Raw genomic sequence first — 22,982 nt, 5'->3', positions numbered from 1 at the left:
GGACACCAGGCGGAGTGCAGTGGTGCGACGGATGGTCATCTTCTTCATGGGAACCTCCGATGTGATCCACCTCAGGATTGGCCCAGAGCGTAACGCCGGTCGATGGAGATATGAAGAGTCCTCATGCTCCGGTCCGCCAGCTTCGTCAGCTCGGTGTGCCGCTGTCTCGGGCTACTGCAACTGACAACCGGTGAGCGCCGCCAGGCTGATCGCACACAAAGTCGAGCGCAGGCTCACGCCCCCGTGGATCTCCAGCGGTTCACCCCTGGCAGACGTGGCGCGCGACGATCCGCTCCCGAATGGCCTGCCGCTGTGGGTCGTCGGTGTCGTCGAGCAGGTGGAGGGCTTCCCGGCCCCGGCTGAGAGCGTTGTCGTGGTCGCCGACCGCGCCGAGAACCTCCGCCAGTACGGCGAGAGCGCGCGCCTGGGAGGCGTCCACCACGCCGCCCACCATCCGGTACACCGCGGCGAACTCGGCCGGGGTCGCGGTGGTTTGGTTGCGGCTGCGGAGCAGTTCCCCCAGCCCTCGGCTCTGCGCCTCGATCTGTTCAGCGGGGAGTCCTCACCGGCCAGATCCGGGCGACCTTCCGGTCGTTGCGGGTCTCCTGACCGCGCTCCCGCCCCACCCGCCGGCCAGTCCCGTCACCGCTTCCCGTTCTGCCGAAGGGCTTCCTCGAGCTGGTCCTCCAGGATGATGATCCGGCAGGCGGCCTCCAGGGCGGTGCCCTGGTCGACCATCTCGCGGGCCCGGGCGGCCAGCCGCAGCTGGTAGCGGGAGTAGCGGCGGTGCCCGCCACCGGAGCGGTGCGGGTTGATCAGTTTTGCCTCGTCCAGCCGGCGCAGGAAGTCCTGCGTGGCGCCGAGCATCTCCGCGGCCTGGCCGATGGTGTAGGCCGGGTAGTTCTCATCGCCGAACATGTCATCGGGCTGCTGCCCCATGCCACCTCCACGTCGAGGGCCCCGGCGCATGTGCGCCGGGGCCCAGGGTTACGGGTCAGAACACCTACTGCCGACAGGAACGTCGGCTTGTCGTGTCCGCGCCGGCCGTCGTGGACGGCTTCGGGCGCGAGGATCGCGTATGCGTGACCGGAGACCACCTCTCGTTCGATGGAAACTGCGGTGTCCGCCCGGCCTGACGTGACGGCCGTGGGCGGGCGATCCAACGGTGTACGGCCCTCCCTTTCCTCTGCTTACTTCCCACACGTGCTGTCGTACGGCCCGCCGGTGTCGGAGCCCACGCGACTTCATGGCCCCGACACGTGCGGCGAGCATCAGGTGCAGCCCCGAAAAGAGCCCTGGCTCCACCTGCACTTCGCCGTCCGTCATGACCTCACGGCCGGACGGCCCGTCCACGTCTTGACGGATCTTCTCTCTCGACTTGAAGAAGAGTATGCCACGCCATGGAAGATGTCTAGTCTCGTTAGCCCAGGTTTTCTGGTCCCCGCCCCTGACGTTCTTCGCCGGGGGCGGGAGCCGCTCCGAAGGGCTCGGCGTCGACCGTCACGACCGCAGCGCGGTCGCGGCGGGGTCCAGGTCGACTCGTCCCCGACGTCGGCGACCGTGATCCCCTTGGCGATCTTCTCCAGCTCGGTCCGGGGCAACGTGTCGCCGAGGCCGGTGGCAGTGACCTGGCGGACGACGGTGCCGTCGGCGCTCCGGACGTTGCAGAAGTCGCCGATCGTGAGTCCCGTCGCGCCGCCGTAGTCACCGGCTCGGGCGATGCCGATGAGGCCGGGCATGGCGTGCGTGCCGGTCTGCAACGGCAGGTAGCCGGCCGGCAGGCAGCCCACCGTGAACGGCACGAGGGCCGGCGTCGGCCGGCGGGGCTTCAGCCCGTCGACCAGGCCGCCCAGGTCCGCGAAGCTCGGCGTGGCCCCGGTCACTGGAGATCGACGTGACGGCCGCCCACGCGTTGTCGGCGTACTCGGCGCGGCACCCGACGAGCGGGCGGGCCGCCCTGTCCTGGGCGTACGCGCGCTCGTAGCCCCGGCCGAGGACGCACAGGTTCCCCGACGCGGGCCGTCGTTCGCGCCCGCCGAGGGCCCGGTGGGCCGGTCCGGGGCGTGCCCGCACCCGGCCCACCGACGCCCGTCGGCGGTCGACCGGCTCAGGGCGTGGTCAGGTCGAACTTCCGGACGGTGACCGCGCCGCCGAGCGACTGGGTGGCGTAGTTGAACATGGCGAACCGGTAGGCCATGAAGAACTGCCAGGCGTGGTTGAGGGTGAACGCCGGCCCGAGGCTGACGAAGGTGGTGCCGTCGGTGCTGTAGGAGAAGCGGGCCTGCCGTCCCGCGCCGGGTCTGACGTCGGCGTTGACCCGGAGCCAGATCCGGCTGCCGCTGACCGCGGCGCTGGCCTGTTCGGTGCCGGTGCCGGTGGTCTGCCAACTGCTGTTCATGGTCAGGCCGTTGGTCATCACGACCCGGGTGGTGCCGTTGTCCCGGCGCAGGCCGATCCAGGCCGACGAGTCACGTAGCAGGGCCAGGCCGGCCCGGTCGCCGTTGGCCATGGCGGAGTGGTCCAACTCGATCGTCGCGGTCGACGACGGCCCCTGGATCCGGTGGGTGAGCGTGTTCCGTGCCTGGTAGAGGTCGTTGGTCACGGTGGCGGTCTGCAACCGCAGGCCGTTGTTGGCCGACCAGCGGGTGTTGTCCGGGTTGTGGTTCCACTCCCAGTCCGGCCCGAGCGTGGGCCCGACGAACGTGTCGGCGCCGATCATCGGCTTGACCTGGCGCGGCGGGCGGGGCACGTTCGGGTACGGGTAGTTCGCCGCCCACCGTCCGTTGACGGTCTGCAACACCGGCCAGTCCGCGTTCCAGGTGATCGGGGCCAGCGTGGGGATCCGGCCGCCGGGGTAGGCGTCGATGAACGCCATGTAGTACCAGTCACCGTTCTGGGTCTGCACCAGTCCCCCCTGGTGCGGCACGGAACCCGGTTCGCCCTGGATCGGGCCGGGCAGGTTCAGCAGCACCTCCTTCGTCTCGTACGGGCCGAAGGGGCTGCGCGAGCGCAGCACGTACTGACCGTTGGCGGGCTTGGTGAGCCAGATGTAGTAGTACCCGTTGCGCTTGTAGAAGCGGGCGCCCTCGATGTAGCCGATGTTCGACGGCGAGGTCCAGACCTGCTGGGCGCGTACCTGGGACAGGCCGTCGGCGGAGAGCTGGGCGACACTGATGTTGGTGCTGCCGTACGCCACGTACATGGTGTCGTTGTCGTCCACCAGCAGGCCGGCGTCGTAGTAGCAGTTGTTGATCCGGGACCGCTTCTGCCACGGCCCCTCCACCGAGGTGGCGGTGTAGACATAGGTGCGGTTGAACTCGGTGCACCCGATCCAGTAGAACGTCTTGTTGCTCGGCCGGTAGTTGAACGCCGATGCCCAGATGCCCTTGACGTACGCCCGGCTGCCGCCGGACAGGTCGTAGGCGCTGGAGTCGAAGTCCAGGTTCGGCACGGAGTGGCCGGCGAACTCCCAGTTGACCAGGTCGTACGAGCGCAGGATCGGCGCGCCGGGCGAGTAGTGCATGGTGGACGCCGAGTAGTAGTAGGCGTCGCCCACCCGGATGATGTCGATGTCGGCGAAGTCCTGCCACAGCACCGGGTTGGTGAACGTCGACGACGGCGGCCAGGGGCCGCTCGTGGGCGGTGGGGTGGTGGGCGGCGGGGTGCTCGGCGGGGGCGTCGTCGGCGGGGGCGGCGCGCTGGTGGTGGGCGCGGGTTCCCCGGTGGTGGGCGTGACGGAGCCGGTGCAGGTGGTGCCGTTGAGCGCGAAGGCCGTGGGCACCGGGTTGGCCGTCGTCCAGGTGCCGTTGAAGCCGAAGTTGACGGTTCCGCTGGTCGGGATGCCGGCGTTCCAGCCGGCGTCGGCGACGGTGACCTGCGCGCCGGATTGCGTGACGGTGCCGTTCCAGATCTGCGCGACGGTCTGGCCGGCGCCGAACGACCAGGTGAGCCGCCAGCCGTTGACCGGGTCACCGAGGTTCTTGACGGTCACGTCGGCGCCGAATCCGCCGGACCACTGGCTGGTCACCGTGTAGGTGACCTGACAGCCGGCGGCGGCCGAGGCCGAGGCGGAGACGAGCCCGCCGGCGCCGGTGACGGCCAGCACGGTGGCGGCGGCCAGGCCGATCCGATATCGGGTGCGCTGCACGGGAACCCTCCTGACAGGTGTGTCGATCAAGAGCGGAAGCCGGCCTGCCCACGGGACCTTCTCCGGTCACGGAACGTGGTGACGAGGGATAAGTTAGCGTTAACAATTAAGGTCGTCAATAAACGGGGGCCGGCGCGGCGAGTCGTCCTCCGCACCGGGCCCCGGCGTCGCGCGGGTCAGGCAGCCGCGCAGGTGGCCGTCGCACCGGGGCCGGTGCCGGTGCCCTGGAAACCGAAGTTGGTCGACTGCCCGGCGCCGACGTGCCCGTTGTAGCTCACGTTGGTGAACCGGATGGTGCCGCTGGTGCCGCTGGCCTGGGCGCTCCAGACGCCGGTGGTCGCGGCGCCGCCGGGCAGCGTGATGGTCACGGTCCAGCCGTTGAGGTCCGCCGAGCCGGCGGTGACCGTCACGCTCGCGGTGAAGCCGCCGGCCCACTGGTTGAGCGACACCGACGCGGAGCAGCCGTTGCCGTTCGGCGGCGGCGTGGTCGGCGGCGCGGTGGTCGGGGGCGCGGTGGTCGGCGGGGCCGTGGTGGGCGGCGCGGTGGTCGGCGGCGCGGTGGTCGGCGGCGCGGTGGTGGGCGGGTTCGGGGCGCCGTTGGCCAGGCTGAAGGCCAGGTCGGGCTGGAACGAACCGGCCGTGTAGCGGCAGCCGTCCGCCTCACCCGGCGGCTTCACCCACAGGTACGCGTCGATGTTGGCGTCGTTGGTGGCGGTGGTCGGGTACATCCCGATGCGCCGGTCGGTGTTGTCGTCGCCGCACCAGTCCCCGCTGGCGCCGCCGTTGCGGCTGGTGTCGATGACCTGGCGCTTGCCGGAGATGCCCATGCCGTTGAGGGCGGAGATGACGCCCCGGCCGAAGTTCGCCTCGCTCGAGGTGGGGTTGAAGTTCGACACGTTGGTGAAGAAGCCGTCGGCGTACTGCACGCCGGCGTTCCGGAGCCGGTTGGCGGTCTCGTTCGCGCTGTTCCAGGTGGAGTGACCGCCGTCGAGGTACACCTTGGCGTTGGGGTTGGCCGACTTGATGGTCCGGGTGGCGGTCGAGATCGCCTGGTTGCGGGCGTTGAGCTCGCCGCTGCTCAGGCACGTCTGGAGCGCCAGCGAGTCGGTCTCCAGGATGATCAGGACGGTCTGGTTGCCCAGCCCGCGGGCGAAGTTGGACACCCACGTCTGGTACTGGTTGAGGTCGGGCGCGCCGCCCGCGCTGGCCCCGCCGCAGTCCCGGTTGGTGATCTCGTAGACCGAGAGCACCGGGATCTGCTGCGCGGCGTTGGCCGCGCCGATGAACCCGGAGACCTCGGACTGGATTGTCGACGGGTTGAAGTTGGCGAACCAGCGGGCCTGCGGCTGACTCGCGATCTTGTCGCGGATGACGGCGGCCCGCGAGTCACCGGGGTTGGCGGCGACCCAGCGGACGACCGCCGAGCTCGGGTCGCGGTAGAGCGAGCCGGACACCGTGCCGGCGGACGCGTCGCCGATGGTGAGACTGACGCCGGCGGCCGTGACGGCCGCGACGGCCGCCACGCCGAGGGCCGCGGATCTGCGGCGCAGCGGGGAGAGGATAGCCACGACGTGTTTCCTCCTGATCACATAGATGTATCTAAGTTTATGGGAGCGTTCCCATGAAGGTAGCGGAGTGTGGCACCGCTGCCAAGACGGGAAACACGTCGAAGGGCGGATCCGCGACGTTCGCGGACCCGCCCATCGGCCGACTGCCTCACCCGGCGAAGTAGTCCTCCACCTCCGGACTCTCCTTGTCGCGGTGGACCCCGGCCTTGCACCCGGCGAACGGGCCCGCCGGATCCCGCAACGACGACATCACCGGATTGAGGTGGTCGCGGTGCCAGGACGCCGGGCCGGACAACCCGCCTCCCACCCCGGTCAGCTCCTGCCAGGCCAACCAGAGACCGTGCAGGAGGGCGACCGCCTCGGCGTGTTCCCACCAGCGCGGGCACCACGGCGCCCGCGAGGTCACCTCCCGCCCGTAGATCGGGAGCAGCAGGTGCTCCACCCAGACGGCCAGCCCGGCCAGCGCGGCGTCGTACTCGTCGCCGTCCAGGTGCACGATGAACGGCGACCGGAGCACCGGCGGGGGCGGGGGCGGCGGGGGCAGCTCCGGCGCGCGGTCGACGTCGACGACTGCTTCGGTCATGTGGTCCCTTTCCGATTCGGCGGCGGCTACTTGGTCGGTGCCGGTCCCTTCGACTTCGCCTCGGTGTTGGTGAAGGCCGACGTCCGGGTGGAGGCGGCCGAATCGACCGGACCGATCCGGGCCACCTCACCGCCGGTCACGCGCCGGGCGGACGCCTCGTTGTAGATCGCCCGGACCTGGTTGTTGACCGGCCCCTGGAGACCGGCGCTGTTCAGCGTGCCGATCATTTCGGCGGCCACGCTCTCGTTGTGCTGGTTCGGCGACGACTGGACGTAGTTCACCCGCCGGTCGACGTACTCCGGCCAGCCGGGATTGTTCTGGATGCCCGCGTCACGGGCGGACGCCGAGCGCACCTCGTCCCAGTTGGCGGAGATGGTGTCCGCCTGCCGGGAGTAGGACTCGCGGAGCGCCGGCGCCTCGGCGTCGGTACCGGGCAGGTGGAAGTTGGCCCCGTAGAGGTCGCGGTCGACCGGGTGCTGGTAGACGTTGTTCGCGTCCTCGTGGTGCAGCTCGTGGTCGAGCGTCGCCTGGGCGGTGTACCCGGGCGTGCCCGACTGCGGGTAGTAGGGGTAGGTGGGGTCGTAGGTGATCGTGTTCGGCCCGGACTGGCTCGCCCCCCACCGGGCCGACTGGCCGTCGTCCTGCTGCTGGAACTGGACCCCGCCGACGTTCTGCGCGGCGGTGTCGCGGATGCGTGACGTCTCCGAGTCGGAACTGGACGGGTCCGACGGTGCCCGCCCCCCGCTCACCTCCCGCCGCCGCTGCTCGTACTTCAGCCGGCTCATCTTGATGCTCTCGCCGCCGTCGTGCTTCTTGTCCTTCTTCCCCATCGCACCGTTCCTTCCATCCGCTCGGGTCCGGCCCGCCTTGACCGGTGCCGGACGACCAACGCACCCCATGACGCGGCGATCCAGGCTCCGGTTCACCAGCGCCGCCGGAAAAGCGGCCCGAGCGGCGCGGGCGCCGCTGAACTACCCTCGCCGCCGTGGACACCGCAGAGATCGAGGCACCCGTCGTCGGCGTCACCGTCTATCCGGACCGGGCCCGGGTCACCCGCCGCGGCAGCATCCGGCTGCCCGCCGGCGACCATCGGGTACGCGTCGCGCCACTCCCGCTCGGCCTGCGACGCGACTCGGTCCGGGTCGGCGGCCGGGGCGCGGCCACCGTGCTCGGCGTCGACGTGACCACGTGGCGGCAGGCCCGCAGCACCGACGCGCAGGTGGCCGGTCTGGAGCAACGACGCCGCGACCTGGCCGACGAGCTGGCCGGGACCGAGGACGCGGACGGCATCGAGGAGCAGCGCGAGCAGTTCCTCACCCGGCTGGCCGAGCGCGCCGGCGGCACGTACGCCCGGGCGCTGGCCGCCGGCGACGCCGCGCCGGCCGACGTGGCGGCCTTCACCGACTCGCTCGCCGGTCAGCTCGCCGACTCCCGGGCCCGACGTCGCGGACTGCACCGGCGTCGGACCGAGCTGGCCGAGGAGCTGGCCGCGGTCGAACGCGACCTGACCGCCGCGCAGGACAAGCGGGCACCGGACCGGCTGGCCGTCGAGGTGACCGTCGCGGTGACGGCCGACGACGCCGAGGTCGAGCTGGAACTGAGCTACCTGGTCGACGGCGCGCGCTGGACGCCCTCCTACGATCTGCGGCTGCTCGACGACACCGTGACCGTCACCTGGTTCGGGCTGGTCAGCCAGAGCACCGGGGAGGACTGGCCGGAGTGCGAGGTGCGGCTCTCCACCGCCCGGCCGGCGGCGTCTGCCGGCGTACCCGAGCTTTCGCCCTGGTATCTCGACCGGTTCCGGCCGGCGATACCACGCGCGATGTCGGCGGACATGCCGGCGCCGCCGGCTCCCGGCGCGGCGCTGGCCGGCGGTGGGCCGGTCCGGTCCGCGGCGCCCAAGCCGCGCCTGCGGGAGAGCGTCGCGGAGGTCGAGCAGGGGGTCAGCGCGGCCACCTACCGACCGGCCCGGCCACTGGCGGTGCCGGCCGACGGCAGCGCGCACCGGGCCACCATCGCGGTGCTGGAGCTGCCCGCCCGGCTGGACCACGTGACCGTGCCGGTCCGCGCCGCCGAGGCCCACCTGCGGGCGACGGTACGCAACACGTCGGAGCACACGCTGCTCCCCGGCCCGGCGTCGGTGTTCCACGGCGCCGACTTCGTCGCGGCGACCCGGCTGCCGACGTGGGCGCCGGGCGAGGAGACCGAACTGGCGCTCGGGGTGGACGACCGGCTGCGGGTGGAGCGGAAGCTGCACCGGCGCACCGAGACGAAGGCGACGCTCGGGTCGACCCGGCGGCGGGAGGTGGAGTACCGGATCACCGTCGCCAACCACACGCCGCGAGCGGCGACGGTCGAGGTACGCGACCAACTGCCGGTCTCCCGCGACGAGACGGTGGTGGTACGCGAGACGGCGGTGGCGCCGCAGCCGGCGGAGCGTACCGAGCTGGGCGAGCTGATCTGGCGGTTGTCGCTGGCACCGGGCGACCGCGGGGAGATCACGCTGGGCTTCCGGGTGGAGCTCGCCAAGGGTGTCGAGTTGACCGGCTGGCGGGAGTAGCCGTTAGGCGGGGCCCCTTGTTATGCAGAATGCGTTAACAAGGGGCCCCGCCTTTCACGTCAGTGGCGGCGGCGTCCGTACGCCCCGGCGGCGATGTACACGCCGGCCGCGGCGAAGAGCACCTGGAGCAGCAGTTCGATCCAGTCGATGCCGGCCGTGTCGTCCACGCCGAACAGGCCGGCCACGAGGGTGCCCAGGATCGCGGCGACCACACCGATGAGCAGGGTGAGCCAGATCGGGATGTTCTGCTTGCCCGGCACCACCAGGCGGCCCAGCGCGCCGATGATGAGGCCGATGATGATCGCAGTGAGGAAACCGGTAACTTCCACGGGAGCCGTCCTGTTCTTCCGATGGGCTGACGTCTCGTTCGGTGCCCCGCCCGACCCGCCGCCGAAACGCGAGTCGCGTTTTTTCACACAACTGTCATGGCGAGCCGGCCCAGGTCAGGGCCAGAGAAGCTGCGCCACGACCAACGCGCCGACCACGTCCGGTCCCCGGACCACCTGCCGAATGAGATCGACCGGGATCATTCCGACAGGGGTGTCCACGGCGACGCCGCCGTACTTCATCGGCGGCCGGGTGGCGGCCCGGTAGGCGGCGGCCACGGTGCCGAGCACCAGCACCCCGTCGAGCACGCCGACGCCGGCGCGCACCATCGGCAGGGACACCGCGTACCAGATCACCACGGACACCGCCGGCACCACCAGGTGCGCCAGGTTGAGCACGGTGTCCCCGCCGCCCAGCGAGCGGCGCAGGCCGGCGGAACGCCCGACGGCACGCAGGCCACCGGTCAACCGGCCGACCGCAAGAAACCCGAGGACCACCTGCGCCGGACCGGCCAGCGTCGGCAGCGCCACCGCGACCGCGTACAGGGTGAGCAGCAGGGCCACCCAGACCACGAGCGCGCTGGGGTGGCGGACCGGCCGCCACAACTCGGCCTGCACCAGCACGCCGAAGCGGCCGAGCGGGCGGAACCGGCGACTCGACACCACACCGATCGACCGCCAACGGCGGCTCTCCACCAGACCGGTGAGGAACGACGGGTCGAGCAGCAGCGCGGCACCGGCCGCCGCGTCCGCCACCTGGGCGCCGCCGACCAGGGACGCCCGGTCCACCGACGGCAGCGCCCGGTACGCCCGGAGGACGGCCACCACGACCGGGGGCACCGCCGCGAACCCGAGCGCCCAGGCGAGGGACGCCGTCGGCGGCGGCACGGAGAAGCCGGTCAGGTGACCCACGACCAGCGCCGCCGCCACCACGGCGGCGGCACCAAACAGCCCTCGGTCGAGGATCCGGGCCCACCCGGCCCGGCGCGGACTGCCCTGGGCGACGACCGCCGACGCCACGGCGAGCGTGCCGCAGGCGGCCCCGGCCACGGCCGAGCCGGCGAGGTCGGTCGCGCCGCCGGCGCCGGTCGCCACCGCCGCGGCCAGACCGACCAGGCCGCCACCGGCGACCGCCGCGACCAGCAGCACGACGAAGCGGGGCAACAGCCAGCCCCGCCGGTCGACCGGTGAGCTGACCACCCAGGACTGCGCGGCCGGCGACACCACGAGCGGACCCACCGTCCGCAGGCCCCGCCAGGCGAGCCCGGCGACGGCCAGGGCGGCGGCGACCCCGAGCCAGTACCGGTCCCCCGGATCACCCTGCCGGCCCGGCGGTGACCCGAGGTAGTCGCGTACCTCGCTCACCAGCGCCCAGCCGTACATGCCGGCGAAGAGCACAAGGACGTAGGCGTCGGTGAGCACGTCACCGAGCGACACCGCCCGGTGGCGTCGCCGGGTCCGCCGCAGCCGGCCCCGGAGCCGACGCGCGTCGGGTGGGCTGCCGGGCCGGACGCCGAGTTCCGTGCTCACGCACCGCCGCCGATCTCGAGCCGGTCGTCCGCGGTCGCCGCCGCCAGCTCGGCGTCGTGCGTCGCCATCAACACGGCCGTGCCCGCCCGCTTCTCGCGCAGCAGCCGGTCGGCCAGCCACGCCCGGCCCCGGGCGTCGAGGCGCTGCTCCGGCTCGTCCAGCACGAGCAGGCGGCGGGGGCGGACGAAACACGAGGCCAACGCCAGCCGCCGCCGCTGCCCGCTCGACAGCGTCGCGGGCAACTGGTCGCGGGCACGCTCCAGCCCCAGCTCGGCGATCACCTCGGCCACCGTCGCACCGGACCCCCCGTGGGCGTACGCGACGAGTTCGAGGTGCTCCACGACGGACAGGTCCGGAAAGAAGTCGATGTCGTCCAACGCGGCGGCCAGCAGGGCGCGCGTCCGGGCATCGGTCTCGTAGCAGCGCCGGCCGTCCAGCAGCACCTCGCCCGCGTCGGGGCGGTCCGCGCCCACCACGCACCGCAGCAGCGTGGTCTTCCCGCTGCCGTTCGGCCCGACCACCACGGCGAGCCGGCCGGCGGCCAGGCCGAAGGACACGTCCTCCAGCACGGTCAACTGTCCGAACCGCCGGGTCAGGCCACGTACCGTGAGCATGTCCACGACTCCACACTGTGGCACAGCGGCGCAGCCGTCCCACCGTGGCACAGCGGCGCAGCCGTCCCGCTGTGCCTCAGCGCCGGTGCGCGTCCTCCCGGTCGATCCGCAGTTCCCGCTCCAGCTCGGCGACGACCGTACGCAGGTCGTCCAGGCGCTGGCTGATGGCGATCCGGTCCACCTCGTCCGGCACCCCGTCGCCGTCGGAGTCGTAGTCCGGCGCCAGCCCCTCGGTCATCTCCAGCCGGCGGGCCTCCTCCATCGAGTTGACGATGACGGCGATGAGGATGTTCAGCAGCAGGTTGACCGCGATCATCACGAAGCTGACGTAGTAGAGCAGCGTCCACGGCGACAGCTCCAGGCCCTGTTCGAGCAGTTCGGGCAGCGTCTCCAGGGAGAGCAGCACGAAGAGCGTCACCAGCGAGCGGCCGATGTCGCCGTACTGCTCGGGATAGCGGTCGCCGAAGATCAGCCAGCCGGCCATGCCGTAGACGTAGAGCGTGACGCCGGCCAGCGCCAGGAACGCCGCCACGCCGGGCAGGCTGCGCCACAGCGCCGTGACGATGGTGCGCAGGCCGGGCGAGAAACGGACCAGCCGCAGCACCCGGGCCACCCGCACGAAACGCAGCACGGCCGGGTCGCCGTGCAGCCACGGGATGAAGATCGCGACGGTCACCAGCAGGTCGAACACGTTCCAGCCGTGCCGGAGGAAGTCCTGCGGCCGGCGCCCGTACGCGAGCACCCGGACGGCGATCTCCACGACGAAGACCACCCGGAACACCCACTCGATGCCGCGCAGCACCGCCGCCGTGGCATCCGGATGCGGATACGTCTCGATGCCCAGCACCGCGCCGTTGGCCATGATGAGCACGACGATCGCGACCTCGAACGGCCGGGACGCGACGACCCGGGCGCACCCGGCCGCCAGTCCCCGTTCCGCGCCGCCCGGACGGCGCGCCCCCCGCTGGGCCGGCACGTCGCTCCGCCGGTCAACCATTCCGACACCCTATGGGGTTAACGTCGGCGGATGATCCCGGCGACCGCCTTCGCACAGTGGATCACACCGGCCCTCCCGCTCTACGGCGACGACCCCGACCGGGCCGACTTCGCTCCCTGAGGCGCGCCACGCCACCGACGCCTCCACCCGATCCGCACTCCGGGAGCGATGCCCCCATGTCCGTCGACGTCTCCATCCGGGCGGTGCTGCGTGCCCCGCAGGTCGCCCGCGTCCTCCTGGGCAGCCAGCTCGGCCGGCTGCCCACCGCCAGCGGCCCGCTGGCGCTGCTGCTCTTCGCCCGCCAGTCGCTGAGCCTGGCCGTCGCCGGCCTGCTGGTCGCCGCGTACACGGCCGGCATGGCGGTGGGCACCCCACTGCTGGCCCGGGCGGTGGACCGCTGGCGGCAGCCGCCGGTGCTCTGGGCGGCGGCGGTCGTCTCCGGGCTCGGCTTCGGCGCGGTGGCGCTCACCGGCGGGCACCTGACCGGCGCGGTCACCGGCGCGGCGGTCGCCGGACTCGGCACCCCGCCGCTGGAGGCGTGCCTGCGCACGCTCTGGCCGGCGCTGCTGCCGCCGGGCACGGTGCCCACCGCGTACACGCTCGACATCGCCGTCCAGGAAGTGATCTTCGTGGTGGGTCCGCTGGTCACGCTGCTCGCGGTGACCGTCGGTGGGCCGTCCGCCGGGCTGTTCGCCGCCGCCGTGGTGCAGCTCGCCGGCACCGCGGTGTACGCGCTGAGTCCCGCCGCCCGGTCCTGGCGCGGGGTGGCCGCGGTGCGGCACTGGGCCGGGCCGCTGCGCGTACCCCGGTTCGCGGTGATGATGCTCGGCGTGGTCGGCGTCGGCGCGGCGGTCGGCAGCATCGCGGTGGCGGTGACCGGCTACGCCGAGGCGGCCGGCGACCGGCGGCTCAGCGGGTGGCTGCTGGCCGCGCAGGCGACCGGTGCGCTGGTCGGCGGCCTGTGCTGGACCCGGGTCCGGCCGGGCGGCCCCGGCCGGCTGCCGCTGCTGGCCGCCGCGCTCACCGTCGGTTTCCTGCCGCTGCTGCTGGCGCCCGGCCCGGTGCCGATGGCCGGCCTGCTCGCGGTCAGCGGGCTGGCGCTGCCGCCGGTGCTGACCGCCGTCTTCCTCACCGCCGAGCGGCTCGCCGAACCCGGCACGGTGGCCGAGGCGTTCGCCTGGGTGAGCACCGCCTTCGTGGTGGGCAGCGCGGCCGGCTCGGCGCTCGCCGGCGTCGCGGCCGGCCTCCGGTACGGGCTGGTGGTCGCGCCCGCCGCCGCGCTGCTCGGCGCCGCGGTGCTGTGGACGGTCGCGCGCCCCGCCCGGACGGTCGGGCTCACAGCCAGCCGCGGCGCTTGAACAGCAGGTAGAGCGCCGCGCAGACGGCGAACATCAGGGCGACCGCGAACAGGTAGCCGTACCGCCAGCCCAGCTCCGGCATGTGGGTGAAGTTCATCCCGTAGATGGTGCCGATCAGGGTGGGCGCGAACAGGATCGCCGCCCACGCGGAGACGCGCTTGACCTCCTCGTTCTGCTCGAAGCTGGCCGCGGTGAGGCTGCGCATCTCCTCGTTCTGCGCCTGCGAGACCAGCGTCGCGTTGACGGTGAGGATGTTCTGGAGCAGGTGCCGGAACCCGTCCACCCGCTCCACCACCTGGGTCAGATGGTCGGCCACGTCGCGCAGCAGGCGGCGCAGCTCCTCGTCCGTGCCGTAGCGGTCGAAGCCGCCGGAGAGCGCCTCGACGACCTTCAGCAGCGGTCGCGCCGCCCGCTGGAACTGGATCACCTCGCGGCTGAGCTGGTAGATGCGGCGGCTGGCGTTCGGGTCGCCGCCGAACACCTCGGTCTCGATCTCGTCGATGTCGTTCTCCAGGCCGGCGACCACCGGGGCGTAGCCGTCGACCACCCGGTCGAGCACGGCGTAGAGGACCGCCTCGGGACCGAGCGCGAGGACGGTCGGGTCCGCCTCCAGCCGCCGCCGGACGGCCGCCAGGTCGGGCGTGCCGCCGTGCCGGACGGTGATCACGAAGCCGGGACCGAGGAAGAGGTGCAGCTCGGCGAACTCGACCGCCTCCCGCGCGTCCAGGTACCGGGCGGCGCGCAGCACCACGAACAGGGTGTCGCCGTACCGCTCCAGCTTCGGTCGCTGGTGCGCGTTGATCGCGTCCTCGACGGCCAGCTCGGGGAGCTGGAACTCGGCGGCCAGCGAGGCGACCTGCGCGCGGCTCGGCCGACGCAGCCCGATCCAGGCCATGCCGCCGTCGAGCTGTTGCAGGCAGCGGAACGTGTCGGCGAGACCGACCGGTGACGCGCGCCGGACACCGTCGACGTAGACGCCGCTGTCGACCAGCCCTTCGGGCCGTTCCGGCTCGGCCGCGCCGGCGTCGACGGCGTGCTCGTCCAGGCGGCGGCCGAACCCCTCCGGCGGCGACGTCACGAACCGGTTGTCCGCCATGCCCCTCCCCCGCTGCCCGACCGGCTCGCCGAGTCCCCCGTGCGGGCCGGCGCAAACGTCAGGGCCGGTAGCGGTAGCCCATGCCGGGCTCGGTGATCAGGTGCCGGGGCCGGGCGGGGTCGTCCTCCAGCTTGCGGCGGAGCTGGGCCAGGTACTGCCGGAGGTAGGTGGTCTCCTGCTGGTACTCCGGCCCCCACACGTCGTGCAGGAGCTGCCGCTGGCTGACCAGCTTGCCGGGGTTGCGCAGCAACTTCTCCAGCACCGCCCACTGGGTGGGGGTCAGCTTGATCTCGGTGCCGTCGTCCCGGGTGACGGTGCGGTCGGCCAGGTCGACGGTGGTCCGGCCGATGCGCAGCGCGGGAACGCCGGGGGTGGCAGGTGCCAGCCGTCGGGTCACCGCGCGGATCCGGGCGAGCAGCTCGTCCACCCCGAACGGCTTGGTGACGTAGTCGTCGGCGCCCGCGTCCAGCGCGGCGACCTTGTCCTCGCTGCCGGCCCGGCCGGACAGCACGATGATCGGCACGGCGGTCCAGCCGCGCAGCCCCCGGATGACGTCGGTGCCGTCCAGGTCGGGCAGGCCGAGGTCGAGCACCACCAGGTCCGGCGGGTGGCCGGCGGCGGCCTTCAACGCGGCGGCGCCGCTGCCGGCCACGTCGACGTCGTAGCCGCGGGCCCGCAGGTTGATCCGCAGCGCGCGGACGATCTGCGGTTCGTCGTCGACGACCAGGATGCGCGTCATTCCCGCGGCCCTTCCGACTCGGTGGCGGCGGGCAGCCGCAGCACCATGGTGAGACCGCCGCCGGGCGTGGTCTCCGGGGTGATGCTGCCACCCGTCGCCTCGGCGAGCCCCGGGGACAGCGCCAGGCCCAGGGGTCGTCACGCGACCATCACGCCGGACGGCGGTTTCCTGACGCGTCCTTCACGCGGGCGGGTCGGGCCGCGCCGCCCGGTCCAGCGGGCCGAACGCGGACCGGACCAACCGGTTCGCCTCGTCCTGGTCGACGTCGGTGGCGACCAGCAGGTCACTGGCCGCGGTGCGCACCTGGGCCACCACGACCGCGCCGGAGAAGTCCACCCCGGTCCGGTACGCGCGCCCGGCCTCGGCCACCGCCCGCAACGCGGACTCCCGGCAGCGGGTCGGCTCCGCCACGCCCCGGGCGAACTCCCTGCGCAGCAGGCGGACCGCCTCGGCCAGCCCCGACACGGCAGCCGGCATGGCGTCCGGGATCCGCTCGTCGTCGGCGAGCAGCGTGACCGCCCGCCGGATCAGCGTGCCGCTGTTGCGCATCGCCCGGTCCACCGGCTCGACCGAGTTCGCGTACCGGCCGAGCGGCCCCTGCCGGGCGGTCCAGTAGACCGGCGAGAGCGTGGCGGCCTCCCGGGCGCCCTGCGCGGCCTCGCCGAAGGCACCCATCTCCTGCTTGTTGCCGCGCAGCCGGTCCCGGGCGGCGATCGCCGCCTCGACCTCCCGCTCGCGCAGGGCAGCGGCGGTGCGGTCCAACTGGTCGGCGAGCAGCGTCAGCGCGGGGCCGGCCGCCCGGTTGATGATCCGCAGCGGGTTCAGGGGCAGCAGCACGGCGGTCACCAGCAGCGTCGCGCCGCCGCCGATCAGCGCGTCGACCACCCGGGGCGCTTCGAGGTCCGGCATGGTCGGCGTCAGCGTGCCGATCAGCACCGCGGTCGCGCCGGCCTGGACCACCAGCGCCGGGCTGCGACCGACGAACGCCGCCACCAGGACGGCCAGCGCCACGATGGCGCCGAGCTGCCAGGCGCCGACCCCGACCAGTTTGATCAACAGGTTGCCGATCAGGATGCCGACCGCCACGCCGAGCACCAGTTCGACGGTACGGCGCAGGCGTTGCCCCACCGAGGCGGCGAGCGCCACCACCGCCGAGATCGGGGCGAAGACCGGTTGGGCCACGTGCAGCAGCGAGTCCGCGGCCCACCAGGAGAGGCCGGCGGCCAACCCGGCCTGGGCGGCCAGCCCGACGCCCGCGCGTACCCGGTGGAACCGGTCCGTCAGCAGCGCCGGCACGGCCCGCAGCCGGCGGGCGAGGCGCTGGTCACCGGCGGTCCTGTCCCCGGCGGCCTGGTCACCGCCGCCCGCTCCCGCACCGGCCACGGCCGGGCGTACCCGCCTCCGGGCGGATCAATCCCGCTCAGCGACCGGCGGCGTTGGCGACCAGCGCCTCGGCCACCTCGCGCACCTTGCGGTTGGCGTCCTGGGAGAGCTTCGACAGCAACGCGAACGCCTCGTTCGCCGTGCATCGCCGCTCACCCATGATGATCCCCTTGGCCTGCTCGATCACCGCCCGGCTGCGCATCGCCTCCTGCATCTGCCGGGCCAGCGTCGCGGCGTTGTCGTAGAGGTGCGCGTTGGCCAGGGCGACCGCGGCGTACGCGGCGAAGTTCTCCGCCGCCCGTACGGCCGCGCTGTCGAACGCGTGTGCGGTGAGACCGTAGAGGTTGAGCGCGCCGGTGACGGCCTCCTGGATCGGCAGGCCGATCGACAGGGAACTGCCGATGCCCGCCGCCCGGGCCCGCACGGCCCACTCCGGCCAGCGCTCCTCCACCGCCAGGTCGGGCAGTGAGACGCTGGCCGCGCTGGCCGCGGCGTCCAGGCAGGGCCCCCGCTCGTACCGGTACTGCCACTCGTCGAGCGCCCGGGCCAGGTCGCTGGTGCAGGCGGCGCTGGAGTTGGCACCGCCCTGGGCGAGGGTGACCGTCACGTGCGCGCTGCCCGGAACCGTCTGGTTCGCCAGCTCGGCGACGCGTCGCAGGACCTCCGCCAGGTCGACCTCGTCGAGCCGGATGCTGCTCAGCTCGGCCAGGGCGTCGCCGGGGTCCGTGGGCAGGGCTGCCATCAGCGTGTCCTTCGTCGGCCGGCGGTCGGACGGGTCGGGCACCGCCCAACCTACTCGCCGGGGTCCCGGGCCGCCCGGAAGCCCGAGGTGCGGCGGCGGCCGGAGCGACGTAATGTCGAGAACGGGTCAAGACATGCGCCCTCCACCCGCTCACGGTCGATCTTGTTCTCCCGGCCGGGGAGCGTCCGCCGATTCGTCGCGTGGAAGGTGCCATGTCGGAAAATCTGCCGGGCTTCGGCCGTCACCATGTGCCCACCGCCTCCGGGTCACTCCGACCCGACGAACCGATCATGTGGCTGAGCTGCGAGGTCCACGGGAACCTGACCCGGGTCGCGGTGGTCGGCGAGGTCGACCTGAGCAACGCCCATCTGCTCGCGGAGCTGCTGGAGAACGTCGCGGCCCGAACGCCGACGGTGACGGTGGACCTCTCGGCGGTCACCTTCTTCGGCGCCAACGGCACCGACGCGCTGGTCCGGGTCCACCAGGCGCTGACCGACCGGGGTGGGCGGCTCACGCTGTGCCGGCCCTCGTCGGTGGTCCGCCGGGTCCTGGAGATCACCGGCACGCTCGGCACGTTCGAGGTCGTCGACCGTCCACGCGCCCGGGTCACCGGCGACGCGCCGGCACGTCCCGTCGTCCCGGCCCGCGCCGGGTCGTAGAGTTGACCCGTGACTGACGCCCCGGTCGGGGCGTCACGAACGGGCGTCAAGAAGCGGCGCATGTCCCGGTCCGTCGGATCGGGACAGCGGTCCGCGACTGCGGGCCGTCCTCCCCGCCACCCGCCGTCCCACCCCCCTGGGCCGACGGCGCTTCGCACAAGGACGTCACAGCTCATGCCGCAGGCCCACCCCGACCTCGCCGCAGCCCTGATCAGACTCGGGCGGATCAAGTACGACGAGGTCGACCTCGACGTGGTGTTGTCGACCATCGCGCAGGTCGCCAAGGACACCATCCACGGCACCGCCGAGGTCTCGGTCACCCTGGTCCAGGGCGCGGAGGCGCACACCGCCGCCTACACCGGGGACCTGGCGTTGACCCTGGACGAGTGGCAGTACGAGCAGGGTCGCGGACCGTGCCTGGACGCCGCGACCACCGGCACCGCCATGCTGGTGCCGGACATGTCGGCGGAGAGCCGCTGGCCGGAGTGGGCGGGCCGGGCCCACGAGGCGGGCGCGGCCAGCTCGCTGTCGATCGGCCTGCCCATCCAGGAGGCGATGGTCGGCGCGCTCAACATCTACGCCGCCGTGGCGGGCGTCTTCGACGACCAGGTCGAACTCGCGCAGACGCTGGCCGGGTACGCCGCCATCGCGCTGGCCAACGTGCACCTCTACGAGAGCACCGCCACGCTCGCCCAGCAGATGCAGGAGGCGATGCAGAGCCGGGCGGTGATCGAGCAGGCCAAGGGCATCATCATGGGCCAGCGACGCTGCTCGGCCGAGGATGCGTTCGCCATCCTGGCCCGGGTGTCGCAGGACTCCAACCGCAAGCTGCGCGAGGTGGCCGAGTCACTCGTCGACCGGGCGGTGCACGGCGGCCGGGACTGACCGCCGCGCCCGGATCAGCGGGGCATCTCCCGCCAACCGGTGCCGCCCGACCGCCATGCCCCGGCGAGGATGCTCGCCGAGACGCGGCTCGGACACTGCTGGATCTTCGACCGGCCGGCGGCGCCGCCGATCTGGGCCTGGACCTGCCACTGCTGTCCGTCGGTGCAGATGTAGACGTCGCGGCGCCCGCGGGGGATGTTGACGCCGTTCCACCAATGTTCCTCGACGACCATGAACTGACCGTACCGCAGGTGACCCGGTCCGGCCCAGACCCGGGGTACGGGCCGGGCCGCACAGGGGGTCAGCCGTCCAGCCGGCGGACCATGTTCAGCACGGTCTCGACCTGGGCACCGCCCTTGATCGGGTAGTTCGTGCCGAGGTAGCCCCACCAGTCCCAGCAGCCGTTCGGGTTGACTCCGGAGGCGATCGCCTGCGGATAGAGGACGATCAGTCGGTTGGTGTCGGCGTACTGGTTGAGGTTGGCCCGGTCGACGAAGGCGGTGCCGACCCGGGCGTACCCCTGGGCGCAGCCGTGCAGCGCGACCAGCAGCCGGCAGGTGGTGCCGGCGGCGCAGGCGGCCGGCACGTACGCGAAGCCGCTGCCGTCCATGCTCAGCCCGTTGGCCCAGCCGTTGACCGCGAAGCTGTCCTGGCTGAATCGGATCAGCGTGCCGCCGAGCGGGCCGGTGTTCGGCGCGGCGACCGGGCCGAGCAGGTGGGCCAGGAACGCGCCCTGCGGGTCGGTGCCGCAGTCGGCGAGGAACGGCGAGGCGGTGGCCGTGCAGCCGACCGCGCCGTAGGGCGTGACCCAGGAGTGCCCGGCCGCACCGCCGGAGTCGTAGCGGACGCCGGCGCCGAAGTCCTGGTAGTAGCGGACCAGGTCGTCGGTGACCGATTTCTTCACGGTGGCGTCGTTGGCGCCGTGGTAGAGGTACACCGGCTGGCCGGCCAGGTTGCCGGTGCCGTCGATCCAGCCGGACGAGGCCCAGGCGCGGGTGTACGCCTCCAGGTTGCCCAGGTACGTCGGGTAGATGTTGTCGCCGCAGCCGTAGAGCGCCTGCGGGACGCTGTTCTGCGCGCAGTAGTACGGCCCGGCCGCGAAGATCGCCGCGCCCCGGATCCGGGCCGAGTAGGCGACCTGGAGCTGGGTGGCCAGGTACCCGCCGGAGGAGACCCCGGCGACGTAGACGGCGGAGACCGGGTACGCGCGCAGCGTGCCGGCGACCGGAGCCTTCGTGTACGGAGTGCTCGCGGCCCGGGCGGCGACGCCACCGGGCAGGACCAGCAGGAGCGCGGCGGCGAGGGTGGTGACGGCTTTCCACGGTGTCTTCATGGCGTTCTCCCGTCCGACCGCCGGTGGGACGACCGGCGTGCCGGCACGCTAGCGTGACATCGACCACAGCAGATATCCGTACGGTCGACACCTCGCCCGCCGGGGCGGTGTGGGCCGGCCACCCCGAAAATCCCCTGGACCGTCGCCGGGGCCCGAACTACCGTCCCGACGGATGGACCTGCCACGGAGCTTCACCATCCGCGAGGGCGACCTGCGCGTCCTCAATCCGATCGACGAGGCCAAGCTGGCCACGCTGGGCCGGGCGCTCCGGCTCCCGCCCGGCACGGAGCTGCTCGACCTGTGCAGCGGCAAGGGCGAACTGCTCTGCACGTGGGCCCGGGACCACGGCGTCACCGGCACCGGCGTCGACATCAGCACCGTGTTCACCGCCGCCGCCCGGGACCGCGCCGCCGAGCTGGGCGTCGCCGACCGGGTCCGGTTCGTGCACGGCGACGCCGCCGCGTACGTTCCGGAACGTCCGGTCGACGTGGCCGCCTGCGTCGGCGCGACCTGGATCGGCGACGGCGTCCCCGGCACGCTGGACCTGCTCGACCGCGCGCTGCGCCCCGGCGGCCTGGCGCTGGTAGGCGAGCCGTACTGGCGGCGGGACCCACCCGACGCCGAGACCGTGACCGGCTCGCACGCCCGGTCCCGGGACGAGTTCCACGACCTGCCCGGCCTGGTCCGGCTCGTCGGCGCGTGCGGCTGGGACCTGGTCGAGATGGTCCTCGCCGACCAGGACAGCTGGGACCGCTACGCCGCCGCGCACTGGTTGAACCTGCGCCGTTGGCTGGACGCCAACCCGGACGACGAGCTGGCCCCGGAGCTGCGGCAGGAGTTGACCGAGGACCCACTGCGGTACGTCCGCTTCCAGCGCGAGTATCTGGGTTGGGGAGTGTTCGCGCTGATGCGCCGCTGATGCCCCGGACCCGCCGACGACGGAGGGCCGGGCTTAGCAGATCGCTACGCAGGGTAAAGACAGATCATGGGACAGTTGCGCACGTCGCCGCCGCCGCCGCAGGCCGCCGAGCTGGAGCGGTGGGTGCTCGCCACCCCTGCTGAGCTGCGGGAAGTGCGCGCCTTGCTGCGCGACGCGTTGAACCGGCACGGGCTGGTGCAGGGCGAGGATCTCGACGAGGTGCCCCACATGGTGCTGCTCGTCGTCACCGAGCTGGCCAGCAACGCGCTCCGGCACGGGCGACCCCCCACCATCGTCACGCTGCTGGCCACCGACGACTGCTTCCTGCTCGACGTGGCCGACCACGACGTCAGCTCGGTGCCGGAGCTGTCCGACATCCACCCGATGGACTCGGGCGGGCGCGGGCTCTTCCTGGCCCAGTCGATCTCGCTCGACGTCGGCTGGTACGCCACCGGGGAGACCAAGAACATCTGGGCCTCCTTCTCCCGGTAACGCTCAGAAACCGGACACCGGGTGCGGGACGTACGGCGCCTCCAGCTCCGCCACCTCGGCGTCGGTCAACTCCATCTCCAGCGCGGCGACCGCGTCGGTCAGGTGGTGCGGCTTCGTGGCCCCGACGATCGGCGCGGTCACCGCCGGATGACGCGCCACCCAGGCCAACGCCACCTGGGCGCGCGGCACGCCACGCCGCGCGGCGACCCGGCCCACCGCGTCGACCACCGCCCGGTCGTGCTCCTCGGTCCGCGCGTACAGCTTGCGGCCGAACTCGTCGGTGTCCGCCCGCGCGGTCCGCTCCCCCGGGTCGCGGGTCAGCAGGCCGCGGGCCAGCGGACTCCACGGGATCACCGCGACGCCCTCGTCGAGGCAGAGCGGCAGCATCTCCCGCTCCTCCTCGCGGTAGATCAGGTTGTAGTGGTTCTGCATCGAGACGAACCGGGTCCAGCCGTGCCGCTCGGCGAGCCCGAGCGCCTTGGCGAACTGCCACGCGTACATCGACGAGGCGCCGAGGTAGCGGACCTTGCCGACCCGGACCAGGTCGTGCAGTGCCTCCAGCGTCTCCTCGATCGGCGTGGCCGGGTCGAGACGGTGGATCTGGTAGAGGTCGACGTAGTCGGTGCCGAGCCGGCGCAGGCTCGCGTCGATCTCGCTCATGATGTGCTTGCGGGACAGGCCGCCCCGGTTCGGTCCCGACCCCCTCCGGCCGTGGACCTTCGTCGCGATCACCACCTCGTCGCGGTCGGCGAAGTCCGTCAACGCCCGGCCGACGATCTCCTCGCTGGTGCCGTCGGAGTAGACGTTGGCGGTGTCGAAGAAGTTCACCCCCAGCTCCAGCGCCTGCCTGATGAAGGGCCGGGCGTCGTCCTCCGGCAGCGACCACGGGTGCGTGCCCCGTCCCGGCTCGCCGTAGCTCATGCAACCCAGGCAGAGCCGGGACACCTGAAGGCCGGTGGAGCCGAACGTCACGTAATCCATGCGGTCCATCTCACCACCGCCGTCCGGGCTGCGCAGTCCGGCGGCCCGGCCACCGGGACGTATTCACCCG

23 protein-coding genes are annotated in these 22,982 nt (G+C 72.8%); 6 read left to right on the top strand and 17 right to left on the bottom strand.

Translation table 11 applies throughout. The annotated features are described in order from the left end of the window. Nucleotides 1-259: 259 nt before the first annotated feature. The 6 genes from ACZ6O5_RS10955 to ACZ6O5_RS10930 all read right to left on the bottom strand — a co-directional run bounded on the left by ACZ6O5_RS10955 (nucleotide 260) and on the right by ACZ6O5_RS10930 (nucleotide 7,128). Nucleotides 260-442 (bottom strand): hypothetical protein, encoded by a 183-nt coding sequence (locus tag ACZ6O5_RS10955; protein WP_465976228.1) that lies wholly within the window; start codon nucleotides 440-442, stop codon nucleotides 260-262. Nucleotides 443-642: 200 nt separating this feature from the next. Next, complete coding sequence (locus tag ACZ6O5_RS10950; protein ID WP_107154856.1) at nucleotides 643-939, bottom strand: helix-turn-helix domain-containing protein; 297 nt, start codon at nucleotides 937-939, stop codon at nucleotides 643-645. A 1,168-nt stretch (nucleotides 940-2,107) separates the two neighbouring features. Then, on the bottom strand, nucleotides 2,108-4,147 hold the full coding sequence (locus tag ACZ6O5_RS10945) for a family 43 glycosylhydrolase (RefSeq protein WP_465976226.1): 2,040 nt from the start codon (nucleotides 4,145-4,147) through the stop codon (nucleotides 2,108-2,110). A 176-nt stretch (nucleotides 4,148-4,323) separates the two neighbouring features. Further along, nucleotides 4,324-5,715, bottom strand: a complete 1,392-nt coding sequence (locus ACZ6O5_RS10940) for a glycoside hydrolase family 6 protein (RefSeq protein ID WP_465976224.1) — start codon at nucleotides 5,713-5,715, stop codon at nucleotides 4,324-4,326. Nucleotides 5,716-5,863: 148 nt separating this feature from the next. Next, nucleotides 5,864-6,298 (bottom strand): DUF4913 domain-containing protein, encoded by a 435-nt coding sequence (locus ACZ6O5_RS10935; protein WP_465976222.1) that lies wholly within the window; start codon nucleotides 6,296-6,298, stop codon nucleotides 5,864-5,866. 26 nt (nucleotides 6,299-6,324) lie between these two features. After that, a complete protein-coding gene (locus tag ACZ6O5_RS10930; RefSeq protein WP_465976220.1) occupies nucleotides 6,325-7,128 on the bottom strand; it encodes a hypothetical protein in 804 nt (267 codons plus the stop codon). A 155-nt stretch (nucleotides 7,129-7,283) separates the two neighbouring features. On the opposite strand from ACZ6O5_RS10930, the gene ACZ6O5_RS10925 reads away from it, so the two are divergent. Continuing rightward, nucleotides 7,284-8,858 (top strand): DUF4139 domain-containing protein, encoded by a 1,575-nt coding sequence (locus ACZ6O5_RS10925; RefSeq protein WP_465976218.1) that lies wholly within the window; start codon nucleotides 7,284-7,286, stop codon nucleotides 8,856-8,858. Nucleotides 8,859-8,917: 59 nt separating this feature from the next. Here ACZ6O5_RS10925 and ACZ6O5_RS10920 read toward each other — a convergent pair whose 3' ends face one another. The 4 genes from ACZ6O5_RS10920 to ACZ6O5_RS10905 all read right to left on the bottom strand — a co-directional run bounded on the left by ACZ6O5_RS10920 (nucleotide 8,918) and on the right by ACZ6O5_RS10905 (nucleotide 12,325). Continuing rightward, complete coding sequence (locus ACZ6O5_RS10920; protein WP_107154844.1) at nucleotides 8,918-9,187, bottom strand: GlsB/YeaQ/YmgE family stress response membrane protein; 270 nt, start codon at nucleotides 9,185-9,187, stop codon at nucleotides 8,918-8,920. Between the two features lie 114 nt (nucleotides 9,188-9,301). Next, a complete protein-coding gene (locus tag ACZ6O5_RS10915) occupies nucleotides 9,302-10,714 on the bottom strand; it encodes a DUF6297 family protein (protein ID WP_465976216.1) in 1,413 nt (470 codons plus the stop codon). Beyond that, nucleotides 10,711-11,328: an ABC transporter ATP-binding protein gene (locus ACZ6O5_RS10910; protein ID WP_465976214.1), complete on the bottom strand. Its 618-nt coding sequence runs from the start codon at nucleotides 11,326-11,328 to the stop codon at nucleotides 10,711-10,713. Before ACZ6O5_RS10910 ends, ACZ6O5_RS10915 begins: the two co-directional genes overlap by 4 nt. A 76-nt stretch (nucleotides 11,329-11,404) precedes the next feature. Continuing rightward, nucleotides 11,405-12,325, bottom strand: coding sequence for an ion transporter (locus ACZ6O5_RS10905; protein ID WP_465976212.1), 921 nt, complete (start codon nucleotides 12,323-12,325; stop codon nucleotides 11,405-11,407). 176 nt (nucleotides 12,326-12,501) lie between these two features. Between ACZ6O5_RS10905 and ACZ6O5_RS10900 the strand changes: the two genes are divergently transcribed. Beyond that, nucleotides 12,502-13,683: an MFS transporter gene (locus ACZ6O5_RS10900; protein ID WP_465976210.1), complete on the top strand. Its 1,182-nt coding sequence runs from the start codon at nucleotides 12,502-12,504 to the stop codon at nucleotides 13,681-13,683. On the opposite strand, the gene ACZ6O5_RS10895 is transcribed toward ACZ6O5_RS10900, so the two are convergent. The 4 genes from ACZ6O5_RS10895 to ACZ6O5_RS10880 form a co-directional block, all read right to left on the bottom strand. Next, nucleotides 13,661-14,779 carry a magnesium and cobalt transport protein CorA gene (locus ACZ6O5_RS10895; protein WP_465976209.1) on the bottom strand — a complete coding sequence of 373 codons (1,119 nt, stop codon included), beginning with the start codon at nucleotides 14,777-14,779 and terminating at the stop codon, nucleotides 13,661-13,663. The two genes, ACZ6O5_RS10900 and ACZ6O5_RS10895, sit on opposite strands and share 23 nt — an antisense overlap. 58 nt (nucleotides 14,780-14,837) lie before the next feature. Then, nucleotides 14,838-15,518: a response regulator gene (locus ACZ6O5_RS10890; protein WP_465976207.1), complete on the bottom strand. Its 681-nt coding sequence runs from the start codon at nucleotides 15,516-15,518 to the stop codon at nucleotides 14,838-14,840. A 180-nt stretch (nucleotides 15,519-15,698) separates the two neighbouring features. Next, nucleotides 15,699-16,901: an FUSC family protein gene (locus tag ACZ6O5_RS10885; protein ID WP_465976205.1), complete on the bottom strand. Its 1,203-nt coding sequence runs from the start codon at nucleotides 16,899-16,901 to the stop codon at nucleotides 15,699-15,701. A 37-nt stretch (nucleotides 16,902-16,938) separates the two neighbouring features. Beyond that, a complete protein-coding gene (locus ACZ6O5_RS10880) occupies nucleotides 16,939-17,643 on the bottom strand; it encodes an ANTAR domain-containing protein (RefSeq protein WP_465976695.1) in 705 nt (234 codons plus the stop codon). 212 nt (nucleotides 17,644-17,855) lie between these two features. Between ACZ6O5_RS10880 and ACZ6O5_RS10875 the strand changes: the two genes are divergently transcribed. Both ACZ6O5_RS10875 and ACZ6O5_RS10870 read left to right on the top strand, forming a co-directional pair. After that, complete coding sequence (locus ACZ6O5_RS10875) at nucleotides 17,856-18,302, top strand: STAS domain-containing protein (protein ID WP_465976203.1); 447 nt, start codon at nucleotides 17,856-17,858, stop codon at nucleotides 18,300-18,302. Nucleotides 18,303-18,476: 174 nt separating this feature from the next. Then, nucleotides 18,477-19,187, top strand: coding sequence for a GAF and ANTAR domain-containing protein (locus ACZ6O5_RS10870; protein ID WP_465976201.1), 711 nt, complete (start codon nucleotides 18,477-18,479; stop codon nucleotides 19,185-19,187). A 14-nt stretch (nucleotides 19,188-19,201) separates the two neighbouring features. On the opposite strand, the gene ACZ6O5_RS10865 is transcribed toward ACZ6O5_RS10870, so the two are convergent. Together ACZ6O5_RS10865 and ACZ6O5_RS10860 are read right to left on the bottom strand one after the other, a co-directional pair. Next, nucleotides 19,202-19,420, bottom strand: coding sequence for a hypothetical protein (locus ACZ6O5_RS10865; protein WP_281943282.1), 219 nt, complete (start codon nucleotides 19,418-19,420; stop codon nucleotides 19,202-19,204). Nucleotides 19,421-19,488: 68 nt separating this feature from the next. Continuing rightward, on the bottom strand, nucleotides 19,489-20,520 hold the full coding sequence (locus tag ACZ6O5_RS10860; protein ID WP_465976200.1) for an extracellular catalytic domain type 2 short-chain-length polyhydroxyalkanoate depolymerase: 1,032 nt from the start codon (nucleotides 20,518-20,520) through the stop codon (nucleotides 19,489-19,491). Between the two features lie 172 nt (nucleotides 20,521-20,692). On the opposite strand from ACZ6O5_RS10860, the gene ACZ6O5_RS10855 reads away from it, so the two are divergent. Continuing rightward, nucleotides 20,693-21,439 carry an SAM-dependent methyltransferase gene (locus ACZ6O5_RS10855; RefSeq protein WP_465976198.1) on the top strand — a complete coding sequence of 249 codons (747 nt, stop codon included), beginning with the start codon at nucleotides 20,693-20,695 and terminating at the stop codon, nucleotides 21,437-21,439. Nucleotides 21,440-21,505: 66 nt separating this feature from the next. Next, nucleotides 21,506-21,931, top strand: coding sequence for an ATP-binding protein (locus ACZ6O5_RS10850; RefSeq protein WP_465976196.1), 426 nt, complete (start codon nucleotides 21,506-21,508; stop codon nucleotides 21,929-21,931). A 3-nt stretch (nucleotides 21,932-21,934) separates the two neighbouring features. Here ACZ6O5_RS10850 and ACZ6O5_RS10845 read toward each other — a convergent pair whose 3' ends face one another. Beyond that, nucleotides 21,935-22,912 carry an aldo/keto reductase gene (locus ACZ6O5_RS10845; RefSeq protein WP_465976694.1) on the bottom strand — a complete coding sequence of 326 codons (978 nt, stop codon included), beginning with the start codon at nucleotides 22,910-22,912 and terminating at the stop codon, nucleotides 21,935-21,937. Nucleotides 22,913-22,982 lie beyond the last annotated feature (70 nt).

Source organism: Micromonospora sp. NPDC049201 (assembly GCF_055586805.1).
The sequence above is the reverse complement of the archived record's forward strand: the minus strand, read 5'-3'. Positions and strand labels throughout refer to the sequence as shown.